This window comes from Pseudomonadota bacterium, assembly GCA_039818985.1.
GTDB lineage: Bacteria > Pseudomonadota > Alphaproteobacteria > Sphingomonadales > Sphingomonadaceae > Alterisphingorhabdus.
Window position 1 is genome coordinate 649,650 of the sequence record JBCBSU010000001.1, and the last position, 14,535, is coordinate 664,184.

Below are 14,535 nucleotides of genomic sequence, written 5' to 3' on the forward strand. Positions count from 1 at the left end.
CAGCACATGGACATGACTATGGTGGAACAACAGAAAACCGAAGTCATTCAGCCGGCAATCTCTGCCATTAAAGTCAAGGTGGGCTCGGAAGCCATGGGCGCAAGTGCAACCGATGCGGTTGCGCAGGGCGCAACTTCTATCGGCGCATTGGCCATCGGTGCAGTGGCACTGGGAGTGCTTGCCATAGGCGCGCTGGCTATCGGACGGCTCAGCATCGGCAGGCTGAAGCTGCGCAAGGCGCAGATTGATGATCTGCATGTCAGACGGCTGCGGGTCGACCGGCTCGAGGTCCAGTCTCTTACCGAACAGTAATCTTCTGGTCAGCTTCCCAGCGATAAAGTCGGCGATTATGTATAGTAATCAATGAGGTTTCGATGCGTTTGATACAGGCGGTGATTGCACTGTTGCTGCTCTGCCAATGCCCGAGTGCGCTGCAGGCGCAGCAGGATGACGTGCAGTCACAAGGCAGCGCATCCCGCGAGGCGTGCAGCTTTGACATGGAAATGCGCTTCTATGCGGTCAACGATTTTGATGACAGCACTCTGGACAAAGCCGCGGTGATGGAAGCCGTCCGCAAAGCCGTGGTTCAGGCATGTGCCGAAGACAACATATTGGAGCCTGCCAATCTCAACGAATATGACAGCTTCTCCATCGTCATCGGCTCGGAACCTGGCCGTGCCGTGGTCTGGCCCTGTGACTCTTTCAATAGCGATGACAGCAAATGCTATAATATCATTCCTGAAAACAGCTTTGTATTCGAGCTGTCCCCGCTCGATGATTACAATCCGAAAGTCGATGACCTGCTCTTTGCCCTGCGCTGCGGTTTTGTACCGGAGACGGTTGAAACCGAAGACGAGAGCGCATGCCTCGTAGATTAGCTTTTAACCAGGTTTGCACAAAGCGATAAACGCCGTTCGACAGACTCGCCAGTTACGGTTATGGGTTGCAAAGCGAAACCTCATTCAGGGCTTTAACCATGACCACTCTAGAAACCGACTATCTTATCATTGGCGCGGGTGCTGTCGGCCTTGCCTTTGCCGATACCCTGATCGAGGAAGACCCTGACGCGGATATCATTATCGTTGACCGTCATGGTGAGCCGGGCGGGCACTGGAATGATGCCTACAGCTTTGTTGCGTTGCACCAGCCCTCGGCCTTTTACGGTGTCAATTCGATGGATCTGGGTACAAACCGCATCGACGAGGCGGGCTATAACAAGGGCTATTATGAGCTTGCGAGCGGGCCCGAGGTCAGCGGCTATTTCTACAAGGTCATGCATCAGCGGCTGATACCATCGGGTCGGGTGCGCTATTTCCCGATGAGCGAATATCACTGGCCCGAAGACGGTGCGGATCACCGCTTTACCCATTTGCTTTCGGGCGAAAAGCAGTCGGTTACCGTGCGGAAGAAACTGGTTGATGCCACCCATTATGGCACTTCGGTGCCCTCGACCCATGATCGCAAATATGGTGTCGCCGATGGCGTCCGATGTATCCCGCCCAATGATCTGCCGCAGCTCTGGAAGGATCCGGATGCGGTGCCGTCGCATTTCTGCATTGTCGGCGCGGGCAAGACGGCGATGGATGTCGGCGTCTGGCTGATGAATTCGGGTGCTTCGCCCGAGCAGATCAGCTGGGTGGTGCCGCGCGACAGCTGGCTGCTCAACCGTGCCTGCACCCAGCCAGGGATCGAGTTCTTCGACAGCGCCATAGGTGGTCAGGCATCGCTGATGCAGGCACTGGCCGAGGCCGAAGATATTACCGATCTGTTCCACCGGCTCGAAGCCGCCAATTTTATGCTACGCATCGACCCCGGGGTAGAGCCGGGCATGTTCCACTATGCCACCATCTCGCAGGGCGAAGTCGATATCTTGCGTCGGATCACCGATGTCGTCCGCAAGGGCCGGGTGGCGAGCGTCGATGCCGATGGCCTGACCTTTGCCAATGGCGAACGGCACCCCATGCCCGCCGATACCCTCTATATCGACTGTACCGCCACCGCTGTCGAATTGCGCGACACCGTGCCGATGTACCAGCCGGGCAAAATCGTGCTGCAAATGGCGCGTATTCCGCAACCGGCATTCAGCGCGGCTTTATGTGCCTTTATTGAGGCCAATTATGAAGATGATGCGGAGCGTAACCGCCTCGCCATGCCGGTGCCGCTGCCCGATACCATGGATCAGTATCCCGCCGCGTGCATGGGCAATCTGGTCAACCAGATGAACTGGACCCAGGAGGGCAAAATCCGCGACTGGATGCTCGGGAGCCGTCTCGATGGCTTCAGTGCCACCATCGCTGCCATTGGCCCGGACGATCAGGACAAGACCGAAATCATGAAGCGTTTCCGCGAATATGGCGGGCTGGCGGCACAGAATATCCCGAAGCTGATCATGCAGGCACAACAGGCAAAGGCAGCAGCGGCCTGATCGCTATCGCGCGGTTGGCCGCTGCTGCCGGATTTGTTGCTGCCGCTATGGCTCGATCCGAGAAGGTCAGAGCGTAGCGGCAGGTCTTTATCGCGCTTTCTTGCCTGCAAACCGTTCGAGCGCCTTGGCCCGGGCCTCAAGCCGCTCGCGACTGACCTTGACCGCCATTTCGACAGATTTGACCGCCTGCTTTTGCAGCCTCTCTTCCATCTCCTCGGCCGCATCGCCTCCGATCAGCTTCAGCGTACGCTCGTCGTCATGCGCCGGCATCGCCTCGACCAGCATGGCGACTGCATTGCCCAGCGTCATGTCGACGATGCGCTTTTTGTCATCGGCGCCAAGGCCGTTTGTTGCGGAAACCAGTCGGTCGCCGATTTCTGCAGTCGATTCATCGGACCGCAGCAGTTCGGCGACCATATTCTCCGCCGTGCCCGGTCCGATCGCGTTTTCGATAATCTGGAACGCGCCTGCACCGATGGTCAGCAGGTCTTCCATCTCGCGTATCTTGCCGATCGTCGTGATCTCCTCGATCAGTTCGAAATGGAAACGGGTTGCGGTCAGGATCGTGAAAATGAAACAGCGCCGCCGATTGGACGGCATAAGCCATTTCACTGTGTTCTGATAATAGCGATAGATTTTCGACAGGTTGATATCGGGCATGAAGCTGCCGCCGACGGTCGTCCCCATGCCTTCCAGATTGACATTGACGAAGTGATGCCATGTCGCATCGCAGACAATACGACCGGGGCGGGCATTCTGGTTGGGATAGGGGTTGCACTGATGCCCGTCATAAGCAGAAATCACCCCGAACATGCGCGGTGTGACCGGCGGCTTCCAGACACCATTGAATACCGACCGACCGCCCGACACGGCAAAGGCGACGATCTCGCTGCCAACGCGGTCTGTTGACCCGGCCCGGCGGCGGAACTCCTTAAAGTTCATGCCGGCTTCGGTATAGTCATCGTCCAGCACATTGGGATCGGTGACTGCATAGCATTCGCTTTCATGCGGGTGATCGGGCAGCACATCCATATCGTTGGAAAACAGCGCCGGGTCACCGCTAAGACGGCTCAAGGGAGCACCGGAGAGCAATAATAACGGGTGGACGGTCGCCGTCCAGCCACCAGAGCCGCCGGGTCCCGTAACCGAATAATTGGGGTAGATACGCTGGGGAATATCATCGCCCTGATCAGAGAATTCATAAATATCGTTCGCACCCGGGTCGACAACGGTATCGATACGGTTGAGCGCGGTCGGCAGGGTCTCGGTACCCATTGGGACGCCGGCCCATTCACGCATATGGCGGATGCGTGGCAGACGGTTGCCCATGCCGGCACCCAGTGCAGCGTGATCGCCGGTGGAGAAGACGCCACCTCCAGCGTTCATGAATTCGGCGATAGTCTCGACTTCGCTGTTGCTGATCGCCGAGGTGCTGATGCCGAACATCCATATCTGGTCATAATTGCCGGTGGTGACCGATGGTGAGGCACTGGCGAAATCAAAGTCCCGGTCAAGATCATATGTGGTGCCGGCAATGGTCACGCTGGTGTCCGCGCCAGGTCCGCGATGCGCCAGCTTGATCGTCGGTTGCAGGGTCGTGCTGTTGTGCACGGTCAGCGCTTCGATAAAGCGCGTGAGGCCGAAACCATTGGTGTCAAAGCCCAGTGAGCCATCGGCAACGATCAATATTCTCGGCTTGCAGTCGCGAAACCAGCCTATCCGCCGATCGATCACCAGATCGGCGATCAGGGTGTCATGGAATATTGTGTGGTGCAATATGGGGTTGTTCAACAAAGTCATTCTCTCCTCCTGTTCTATCCAGATGGCCCTATTGCAGGCGCAAGCAGGGGCTTGGCGCTTGAACGGCTGCAGGCCATCACATTGATTTGCGACCGGAGTTTATTGTTCGAGGCGCATCCAGGGCGTCTCAACATCGATGCGACACAGACAAAACATCAAAAATGATAGTAATTGTTCATGTTTTCGCGAATCGATACGATGCTTATGCAATTATTTACTCTGCGGTTATTGTATAGAACGGACTTGCTATCGGCGCATGACAGCTATCACTGCACGCGCATGGATAATCGGGAGGTGGAAGGGTGGTGGAAGTGGCTCGGGGTTCTTAAATAGCCGATATGCTCCATGTCGTTCATCATGCCGATTATATGGCGCCCCGGCCAGAACGCGGCACATTCAAATTCGACAAATATTATCTGGTGATGGAAGAACTGCGCCAGAGCGGCGCGCCGATTACCGAACATGCGCCGCAGCCGATGCCGCGCGACTGGCTGGCGGCGGTGCACAGCCCGGACTATGTCGACGAGGTTCTCAGTGCCAGCGTTCCTTATGACAAGGAGCGGCGCATCGGTTTCCCGGTGACGCCGCATATCGCATCGCGCGTGCAGCATACCAATGGCGGCACCTGGGCTGCGGCGCAGTTGGCGATGCAGCACGGTTATGCCGCCAACAGCGCCGCGGGAAGTCATCATGCGCTGCACGATACCGGCGCGGGCTATTGCGTGTTCAACGATCTGGCGGTCGCCAGCAACCGGCTGATCGCCGAGGGTGATGCACGCCGGGTGCTGGTGATCGATCTCGACGTACATCAGGGCGATGGCACGGCCTCGCTGCTGGCGGGACGGGAGGATGTGTTCACCCTGTCGGTGCATGCGGAGAAGAACTTCCCGGTGCGCAAGGCGCGGTCCAATCGCGATATCGGCCTGCCCGACGGCGTTGGCGACAGTGATTATATGGCGCTGCTCGAACGTGAATTGCCGGCGATTATCGATGATTTCCGGCCCGACTTCATTTTCTACCAGGCCGGTGTCGACCCGCATATGGATGACCGTCTTGGTCGGCTGGCGTTGAGCGATGCCGGTCTCGTGGCGCGCGACCGTTTCGTCGTGTATCAGGCGCGGCGGCGCGGCCTGCCTGTCGCCAGTGCGCTGGGCGGTGGCTATGGCCATGACCAGCGCCAGGTCGCGGCACGCCATGCAGCATCCATGCTGACCATGGCGGATGAAAATATGCGCCACGGCTAGGATTGCCGATCGATCCTCCAGCCCTTGACCGCAGCCTGGGCCCTATCCATATGCGCAATGATACAGTATATCATTTGGAAATCTCATGCTGAACAGAGGAGCGTATCGCGATGCAGAATGACAATCGCCTACCGGTTACCGTCCTTTCGGGCTTTCTGGGCGCGGGCAAGACCACGCTGCTGAATCGCATTCTCGCCAATCGCGAGGGCCGCAAGGTTGCGGTGATCGTCAACGATATGTCGGAAGTGAATATCGATGCCGAGCTGGTTCGCGGCGGCGAGGCAGCGCTGTCGCGCTCCGAGGAAAGCCTGGTGGAGATGACCAATGGCTGCATCTGCTGCACCTTGCGCGATGACCTGCTGAAAGAGGTACGTGGCCTCGCTGCGGAAGGCCGGTTCGACTATCTGGTGATTGAAAGCACTGGCATTTCCGAGCCCTTGCCGGTCGCAGCGACATTCTCTTTCCGCGATGAGGAAGGCGATTGCCTCGGCGATGTGGCGCGGCTGGACACCATGGTGACGGTTGTCGATGCAATCAATCTGCTCAAGGATTATTCAAGCCAGGATTTTCTCGCCGATCGCGGCGAATCTCTCGGCGATGACGATGACCGGTCGCTGGTCGGGCTGCTGGTCGAGCAGATCGAATTTGCCGATATCGTGGTCATCAACAAGGCGAGTGCGGTTTCGCCTGAACAACTGACGATTGTGAAGAAGCTGGTCGCGTCGCTCAATGCAGGTGCGAAGATCGTGACCACCGATTATAGCGATGTCGAACTGTCCCTGATCCTCGACACCGGCCTGTTCGATGAGGAAAAGGCGCAGGAACACCCGCTGTGGTTCAAGGAGCTCTATGGCTTTGCCGACCATGTGCCGGAGAGCGAGGAATATGGCATTGAAAGTTTTGTCTATCGTGCCCGTCGCCCCTTTGATCCGGGCAAATTTCATTTTTTCCTGACTCAGGGTGGCATGGACAATGTGGTGCGCGCCAAGGGTCTGTTCTGGCTCGCGACGCGGCCCTGGTGGGTTGGTGATCTGGCGGTTGCCGGGAGCCAGACCGTGACATCGCGTCTTGGCCGCTGGTGGGCGGCTGTGCCGAAAAACCAGTGGCCCCATGATGGCAGCTTTGAAGAGCATGTCGCTGACCAGTGGGATGAGACATGGGGCGACCGGCGCCAGTCTCTGGTGTTTATCGGTATCAATATGGACGAGGCCCTGATCCGCAAGCGGCTGGATGCCTGTCTGGTCGATGAGGACGATTATGTGCCCGAACAATGGGCGCATCTCGACGATCCCTTCCCCGATTGGGGCCCGCAGACCCACGCGCTGGAAGCGGCGTGATTGCGTAAATCGCTGGATAGGATTGACTGACAGTCTAGGCGGAATGACTTTGGGCTGCGCGGCGTCACTTCGGTTGCGGCCTATGCCAGATCGACGCTAGGAACCCGGCACTATGTCAGACCAGAGCCTCGTCATCGCTACTGCATTGCTCTCTGCCCTGTTTGCTACTTCGCTGAGCGTGGCATCACCGCTCGATGCGTCAGCAAGGGTGGAGCTTTCGGATAGCGCCCATTCCAAGACAGCGCAAAGCAGCGAAGACGCGCATCCCGAAGCAAAGCCCTATGATGAAAGACGTGATGCCTTGGCCGATGTCGATGCGGCGCTGGCACGCGCCGCCATGCGTGGCGTCGATACACTGATCATCATGGGGGCGAACTGGTGCCATGACAGCCGTGGCCTTGCCGGGCATCTGCAAAGCGCGCGCTTCGCGCCAATGATCGCGGCAAGATATGAGCTGGTCTATGTCGATATCGGCAGCCCACAGACGAATGAAGGACGCAATCTCGACATAGCCGCGCGCTTTGGTGTCGAGAATATCAGCGGCACCCCCAATGTGCTGATCGTTACCCCTGACGGCACGCTGCGCAACTCGGCAGAAGACGCAAAGAGCTGGCGCAACGCCGCCAGCCGCGATGCGGATGATATTTTTGCCTATTTTGCTGAGCTATAGCTTTCTTGCTCGACATATGCAGGGTTATGCTTGGTCAGGAAGGCTTCGAGCCGCCTATACCATTCGGCCTCTGTCTCGGGTCCGTCGAAACTGTGCCCCGATTCCTCTGAGACCATCGTTTCTATGAGCCGGTCACTCCCCGCCTGCTTTGCGGCGTCCAGCATCCTCTCATACTGGCTATAGGGCACGATCGTGTCCTGCTTGCCCTGTGCCAGCAGCACCGGTCGGGTCAGACGGTCAGCCAGTCTCGCCGGGGCGACATCGTCGAGATCAAATCCGTCCTCGCCGCGTATCTTTTCCCGCCATTGTCGGAAATGGCGGCTCCTTTTGAAGAATTTCTTGTCATATTTGAGTATTTTGCCCCAATCGGTCACACCTGCCCAGCTTGCCGCACAGCGGTAACGTTCCGGATTGCGGATAACCCCGAACAGTGCTGCATATCCACCATAGGACCCACCGACCAGACAGACACGATCCGGGTCGGCTATCCCCTCGGCCACCAGCCAGTCCATGGCATCGTCCAGATCATCCTGCATCGCCCGGCCAATCTCTCCTTCACCGCTTTTGTAAAAATCCTCGCCATAGCTTTCTGAACCGCGATAATTGGGCTGGAATACCGCATAACCGCGATTGGCGAGGAACTGGACCTCGGGGTGGAAATCGAGCGTGTCGCGAACGCCGAACGGGCCGCCATGCGGCAATATAATCAGCGGCAGGTCTTCCGGTTCTCGCCCCTTGGGCAGGGTGAGATAGCCGAAAATCCGCAATCCGTCGCGTGCTTCATAGCTGACATATCGGGTGTCGGCCATCTGCGCCGGATCAATAGCATCATTGATCCCCCCCAGCCGCTGCATCGCGCGTTTTGCCGGTTCATAGAGATAATAGCTGCCCGGTTCCTGTGCCGATGTGGTGAAAATGATCATCCGTGCGTTGTTGCGGCTGCGCGACACAACCCAAACTTCCCGACCGGGGAGCGCTTTTTCCAGGCCCCGATAGTGTTTTTGCATTGTCGGGTCGAACCACTTCACCCGGTCGCGCATATCGGTGTAATAGATGGCTTCCAGTGCCGTCCCATCATCGTTCAGGCTATACCCGGTAATGTCGTTTTCCGGATGCCCCATCACCATTTCGCCGGTTTCCTTGGTGAGATAGTTGAACCGGTATAGGGCAAAGCGCCCGGTTTCCTTGTTGGACAGCACATAGCCTTCATCCTTGCCGCTGACGACATGGACAATATCGGTTATCGCTTCCTCGCGTTCGTCCTCTTCGGCATTGGTTTTGACCTTGCCGGCAAATTCGAATTTTTCCCCTTCGCTGCTGCGATAATAATATTTCGCCCGGCGTGGGCCGTAGGAGATGCCCATTCGTACCACGCCCTGATTATCGGTGACCCATTTCCATATCTTCTTTTGCGGCTTGACGATCTCGGTCGCTTCGCCAGTGGATATATCGACGCGATAGACACCGGGATAATCAAAGAAGGACTCGCGGATCGACTGGATCATGTAGCTGCCGTCGCGCGCGACATAGAGCACATTATCGTTGTCGAAGACTCGCAATCTGCCACCAATCTCGTGAAATTTGCCGGTCGATACCTGGTAGTAATACAGCACTGTTGCGGCCAGCTCGTCGCCTTTCCACATCTCGATTTGCCTGATACTCATCAATATCCGGTCATTACCTGCCCAGCGATACCATTTGATGTGGCTCTTCTCCGGTACCGACAGACGGCCCAGCTTTGCTGTCTCGAAATTGTGGATTGTCAGATAAGACTTGTCCTTGAGCCGCTCGCGATAGACCATGCTGTTGCCGTCGGGGGACAGTTGTGGGCCGACAATATGTTGCGGCGCGGCAAAGGCTTCAGCAGGTATGAATTCTACGGTTACTGGCGCCTGCTCTGCGCTTTCCGATGGCTCGTCTGCATATGCTGACAGCGGCAGCAACAAAGCGACGATGATAAAGAACCTGATCATGGACTTCATGAATAACTCCCCGAAAAACGGAATATATTCCGCAGATCGTCTGTAAAGGGGGCTATTGTAAAAATACCGGTTCATTATCGGTGCGACCTGGCCATCGGGCGGGACGGCGCAACCGGCCAGTGGGCACTGCTATTTTCTGGACTTGGCTGGCGAAGGGCGTAATGCGCCCTTATGACTCGACCGGCCGCAAAACTGCTCCCCTTTATCGCCTGTGCCGGCGGCATCATGACCTTTGGCGCAATGGACGCGGTGATGAAGGCGCTGTCGCTCGACATTGGCACTTATAATGCGCTGCTGTGGCGCTGTCTGGCGGCAGCGGCGATGGCGGCACTGCTGTTTTTACTGCGCCCGGGGCCGATGCCGCGTGGCCGTGCGCTCAAGCTGCACGTCATCCGTGCCAGCATCACCGCGGTCATGGCCTTCACTTTTTTCTGGGGTCTGGCGCGTACACCGATGGCCGAGGCGGTTGCCATCAGCTTTATCGCACCGCTGATCGCGCTTTACCTCGCCGCGGTGGTGCTGGGAGAGCGGATCAGCCGTTATGCCATCATCGCCTCGCTGCTTGGCCTTGCCGGGGTCGGGGTGATCGTTGCCGGGAAGCTGGGCGAGGATTTCTCCGATGAGGCACAGCTGGGCATAGCCGCGATACTGGTCTCGGCCTGTCTTTATGCCTGGAATCTGGTGCTGCAACGGCAACAGGCCCAGATTGCACGACCGGAGGAGATTGCGCTGTTCCAGAATGGCATTGTCAGCTTCTGGCTGGTGCTGTTCGCGCCATGGTTTGCGGTGTTCCCGGTTACCGCAGCGATGCCGCTCATCGGGCTGGGGGCGGCTTTGTCGATTGTGTCGGTGCTGCTGCTGAGCTGGGCCTATGCCCGCGCCGAGACCCAGGCACTGGTGCCGATCGAATATAGCATGTTTCTATGGGCGGCGCTGTTCGGCTGGTTGTTCTTTGCCGAGCCGCTGAGCGAGAGCGTGATTGTCGGGGCGCTGCTGATTGTTGCGGGCTGCTATCTCGCCACCCGCAGCCAGCCGCATGAACACCAGAAACCCGAGACGCTGGACGGACAGGTTTCCGGCTGAGCCGGACCGGGCCGGTCAGAATATCACCGCACAGTGGCGCGGAAGGACAGCTTGCCCTTCTCGCCAGGCGCAATGGCCTGGGGAAAACGCCAGCGGATATGGGTCACATCGGCAGCGGATGCAGAGCGGCGTACCAGTGTTGGCGGTGACGCTGCCGGCGGTCCGGCTTCGTCCTGCTCCGGCGGATCGGCCAGAATTGTCAGCTGGTTCAACTGACCCCAGGTCTTGCCACCATCGACCGAGACTTCGGCCCAGTCTTCGGCAACCGAGACAAAGGCCAGATTGGGGTTGATCGGGTTTACCGAGACAAAATTGGTGGCTGGCTCGCTGCCGACATTGTGATAGCTGTTGATCACCACAACGGTATCGCCCGGCACCACAGGTGCGGTTTCGGGGCTGGTCAGGACTCTGGTTTCGCGGCCGCTGCTGTCGGTCTGTACCCGCTCGATCTTGATCTCGCTGGTGGTCTGGACATTGGTGCCGGTCTGGGCCTGCGCGCTGCTGACGGCAAACAGGCTGCCGGTGGCGGCTGCGGTAGCCAGTGCTACAGCATAGAACAGGGTATTGGCCGATGGCACGAATTTGCGACGCTTGTGGCTCGATGACATGATCTGGTCCTTCATGTGGCTGGGTCTGTGACCCATGGCTATCCGGGTTTTACCGTGTTCATGGTTAACCATTGGTAAAGAGCGCCGTCACCTCTCGCCAATTTTGCCCGGATTTGCCGCCGCTTTCCGTTGCGCGGTCAACACCCTTGCGGTAAAGCGCGCTCAGATTTCACGATTCCGGCTTTTCGTCTGTCGCAGCGCACTGCACTGGCATCCCCCTGACGAACGGCCCCCAGATGGAGAACCCCTATGACCGCTGTTGGAAATGACGCCCTTGGCACCCGCAAGACGATGACTGTCGGTGGCAAGGAGATTGCCTATTATTCACTGGCAGCGGCGGCGGAAAAACTGGGTGATGTGTCGCGTTTGCCGATGACCCTCAAAGTGCTGCTGGAGAATATGCTGCGCTTTGAAGATGGCGGCGAGACTGTTTCGGCCGAGGATGCGCAGGCGGTTGTTGACTGGCAGAAACAGGCCAAATCGACCGCTGAAATTCAGTATCGCCCGGCCCGTGTGCTGATGCAGGACTTTACCGGCGTTCCTGCCGTGGTGGACCTCGCCGCGATGCGCGATGGCATCAAGGCGCTGGGTGGCGATCCGCAGAAGATCAACCCGCTGGTGCCGGTGCATCTGGTGATCGACCACTCGGTGATGGTCGATGAATTCGGCACGCCGCAGGCTTTTGAAAACAATGTCGCCTTGGAATATCAGCGCAATATGGAGCGCTATGAGTTCCTCAAATGGGGTTCCAAGGCGTTTGACAATTTCGCGGTTGTTCCTCCCGGCACCGGTATTTGCCACCAGGTGAATCTCGAGCATATCGCACGCGGGGTCTGGTCGAGCAAGGATCAGGGCGGCACCGAAGTCGCCTATCCCGACACCTGTGTCGGTACCGATAGTCACACCACCATGATCAACGGTCTTGGCGTTCTTGGCTGGGGCGTGGGCGGTATTGAGGCGGAAGCAGCGATGCTGGGTCAGCCGGTGTCGATGCTGATCCCTGAAGTGGTTGGCTTTAAGCTCACCGGTGAACTCGCCGAGGGCATCACCGCGACTGACCTGGTACTCACCTGTGTGCAGATGCTGCGTGAAGTTGGCGTTGTCGGTCGCTTTGTCGAGTTTTATGGCCCGGGTGTTGCTGCACTATCGCTGGCGGATCGCGCGACCATCGCCAATATGGCACCTGAATATGGCGCGACCTGTGGCTTCTTCCCGATTGACGATAAGACACTCGACTATCTGCGCCTCACCGGCCGTGGCGAAGACGAGATTGCGATTACCGAAGCCTATGCCAAGGAACAGGGCTTCTGGCGCTTCGACGATGCGCCTGAGGCGATTTACACCGCGACACTCGAGCTCGATATGGCCAGCGTTGTCCCATCGCTTTCGGGTCCGAAACTGCCGCAGCAACGCGTCTCGATGAAAGACTTGGACGAAGGCTTTAACAACGATATTACCGAGGTGTTCGATTCTTCCGATCCCGACAAGCGCGTTGTGGTTGAGGGCGAGGATTATGATCTTGGCCATGGTGATGTCACCATTGCCGCGATTACCAGCTGCACCAACACCTCCAACCCCAATGTGCTGATCGCCGCCGGCCTGGTCGCGCGCAAGGCGCGCGAAAAGGGTCTGCAGCGCAAGCCATGGGTGAAATCTTCACTGGCTCCGGGTTCGCAGGTTGTGACCGATTATCTCGATAAGGCGGGCCTGTCGGATGACCTCGATTATCTCGGCTTCAATCTGGTCGGCTATGGCTGCACCACCTGTATCGGCAACTCCGGCCCGCTGCCCGCGCCGATTTCCAAGGCGATCAACGACAATGATCTGGTCGCCGCCTCGGTGCTATCGGGCAACCGCAACTTTGAAGGCCGTGTAAGCCAGGATGTGCGCGCCAACTATCTCGCATCGCCGCCGCTGGTGGTTGCCTATGCGCTGAAAGGCACGGTGCGTGAGGATATGTATGAAACTCCGCTTGGCACTGGCAGCGATGGCGAGCCGGTTTTCCTGAAAGACATCTGGCCGAGCAATGACGAGATCACGCTGGCGATGCAGGGCGCGGTCAGCCGTGAAATGTTCGAGGCGCGCTATGCCAATGTCTATGATGGCGATGATGCATGGCGCGCCATCGACGTCACCGGATCGGACACCTATCAGTGGCGTGCCGGGTCCACCTATGTCGCCAATCCGCCCTATTTTGAGGGAATGGAGATGACCCCGGCACCGATCAGCGACATTAACGATGCCAAGGTGCTGGCGCTGCTCGGTGACAGCATCACCACCGACCATATCTCGCCCGCAGGCGCGATCAAGGCGGACAGCCCGGCCGGTGAATATCTCTCCAGCCACCAGGTCGCGCGTCAGGACTTCAACTCTTACGGCTCGCGTCGCGGCAATCATGATGTGATGATGCGCGGCACTTTCGCCAATATCCGCATCAAGAACCAGATGGCCGATGGCAAGGAAGGCGGCTACACCAAATATGATGGCGAGATCATGCCGATCTATGACGCCGCGATGCGCCATAAGGACAATGGCACGCCGCTGGTGGTCATCGGCGGTGAGCAGTACGGCACCGGCTCTTCACGCGACTGGGCGGCCAAGGGCACCAATCTGCTCGGTGTTAAAGCCGTGATCGTGGAAAGCTATGAGCGTATCCACCGCTCCAATCTGGTCGGCATGGGCGTTCTGCCGCTGCAATTTGCCGAAGGCGTCAACCGCAATACGCTGAATCTTGACGGTACGGAAAGCTTCACCATCACCGGTGTCGCTGATCTGGAACCGCGTCAGACGGTCACCGTCACCATGACCCGCGCCGATGGCAGCACCGAGACATTCGAGACGCTGTGCCGCATCGATACCGCCAATGAGATGGAATATTTCCGCAATGGCGGCATCCTGCATTACGTTCTGCGTAAGCTGGCGGGGTAATGATCGGTCTAGTCGCAGCTTTATCCGCGGCCCTCGCCGTCGCCGCCGGTGCCTTTGGGGCACATGGCGCAGCGGGGGAGCAGGAAGCGGAATGGCTGCGGACTGGCGGTTTTTATCAGCTGATTCATGCCGTCGCAGCGCTGGTGGTGATGCGTGCAGCGCGCGGTCCGGCGATCATGCTGCTGGTTGGCGCGGCTATTTTCTCGCTGACCCTGTACGCCATGGCCCTTGGTGCACCGACATGGCTCGGGGCGATCACGCCGATAGGCGGTACACTGATTATCGCCGGATGGCTCTGGGCGGCCTGGTTGTATTCGCGTCGCGATTAGACTGCATTACCCTGAAGTTGCGCCATAGCCTTCCCCCTTGGAGGGGGAAGGTTGGATGGGGGTGTACAAAGCTGATAGCTTGGACGCTCGGCTGCGCCTCACTCCCCCTCACCTGACCTCTCCCCGCCG

General features: G+C 58.3%; 12 protein-coding genes. 9 read left to right on the top strand and 3 right to left on the bottom strand.

Annotation, left to right across the window (positions count from 1 at the left end):
• Positions 1 to 6 precede the first annotated feature (6 nt).
• The 3 genes from AAFX04_02985 (at position 7) to AAFX04_02995 (ending at position 2,425) form a co-directional block, all read left to right on the top strand.
• Positions 7 to 312, top strand: a complete 306-nt coding sequence (locus tag AAFX04_02985; GenBank protein MEO1044387.1) for a hypothetical protein — start codon at positions 7 to 9, stop codon at positions 310 to 312.
• Between the two features lie 62 nt (positions 313 to 374).
• A complete protein-coding gene (locus AAFX04_02990; protein MEO1044388.1) occupies positions 375 to 878 on the top strand; it encodes a hypothetical protein in 504 nt (167 codons plus the stop codon).
• A gap of 98 nt (positions 879 to 976) precedes the next feature.
• Positions 977 to 2,425 (top strand): NAD(P)-binding protein, encoded by a 1,449-nt coding sequence (locus AAFX04_02995; protein ID MEO1044389.1) that lies wholly within the window; start codon positions 977 to 979, stop codon positions 2,423 to 2,425.
• 87 nt (positions 2,426 to 2,512) lie between these two features.
• Here AAFX04_02995 and AAFX04_03000 read toward each other — a convergent pair whose 3' ends face one another.
• Positions 2,513 to 4,225, bottom strand: coding sequence for a hypothetical protein (locus AAFX04_03000; protein MEO1044390.1), 1,713 nt, complete (start codon positions 4,223 to 4,225; stop codon positions 2,513 to 2,515).
• A gap of 338 nt (positions 4,226 to 4,563) precedes the next feature.
• On the opposite strand from AAFX04_03000, the gene AAFX04_03005 reads away from it, so the two are divergent.
• The 3 genes from AAFX04_03005 (at position 4,564) to AAFX04_03015 (ending at position 7,476) form a co-directional block, all read left to right on the top strand.
• The gene (locus tag AAFX04_03005; protein MEO1044391.1) at positions 4,564 to 5,469 is read left to right on the top strand and encodes a histone deacetylase; all 906 of its coding nucleotides are present in this window, start codon (positions 4,564 to 4,566) and stop codon (positions 5,467 to 5,469) included.
• 110 nt (positions 5,470 to 5,579) lie between these two features.
• Positions 5,580 to 6,806: a GTP-binding protein gene (locus tag AAFX04_03010; protein ID MEO1044392.1), complete on the top strand. Its 1,227-nt coding sequence runs from the start codon at positions 5,580 to 5,582 to the stop codon at positions 6,804 to 6,806.
• Positions 6,807 to 6,918: 112 nt separating this feature from the next.
• A complete protein-coding gene (locus AAFX04_03015; protein MEO1044393.1) occupies positions 6,919 to 7,476 on the top strand; it encodes a thioredoxin family protein in 558 nt (185 codons plus the stop codon).
• Here the strand turns inward: AAFX04_03015 and AAFX04_03020 are convergent.
• Entirely contained in the window at positions 7,458 to 9,458 is a 2,001-nt protein-coding gene (locus AAFX04_03020; GenBank protein MEO1044394.1) for an alpha/beta fold hydrolase, read from the bottom strand. The two genes, AAFX04_03015 and AAFX04_03020, sit on opposite strands and share 19 nt — an antisense overlap.
• A gap of 171 nt (positions 9,459 to 9,629) precedes the next feature.
• Here AAFX04_03020 and AAFX04_03025 point away from each other — a divergent pair, with 171 nt between their 5' ends.
• Positions 9,630 to 10,541, top strand: a complete 912-nt coding sequence (locus AAFX04_03025; protein ID MEO1044395.1) for a DMT family transporter — start codon at positions 9,630 to 9,632, stop codon at positions 10,539 to 10,541.
• Positions 10,542 to 10,564: 23 nt separating this feature from the next.
• Here the strand turns inward: AAFX04_03025 and AAFX04_03030 are convergent, their stop codons facing one another.
• Entirely contained in the window at positions 10,565 to 11,149 is a 585-nt protein-coding gene (locus tag AAFX04_03030; protein MEO1044396.1) for a hypothetical protein, read from the bottom strand.
• A gap of 249 nt (positions 11,150 to 11,398) precedes the next feature.
• Here AAFX04_03030 and acnA point away from each other — a divergent pair, with 249 nt between their 5' ends.
• Both acnA and AAFX04_03040 read left to right on the top strand, forming a co-directional pair.
• Positions 11,399 to 14,077 carry an aconitate hydratase AcnA gene (gene acnA, locus AAFX04_03035; protein MEO1044397.1) on the top strand — a complete coding sequence of 893 codons (2,679 nt, stop codon included), beginning with the start codon at positions 11,399 to 11,401 and terminating at the stop codon, positions 14,075 to 14,077.
• Complete coding sequence (locus AAFX04_03040) at positions 14,077 to 14,406, top strand: DUF423 domain-containing protein (protein ID MEO1044398.1); 330 nt, start codon at positions 14,077 to 14,079, stop codon at positions 14,404 to 14,406. The genes acnA and AAFX04_03040 overlap by 1 nt, the downstream gene beginning before the upstream one ends.
• Positions 14,407 to 14,535: the final 129 nt, after the last annotated feature.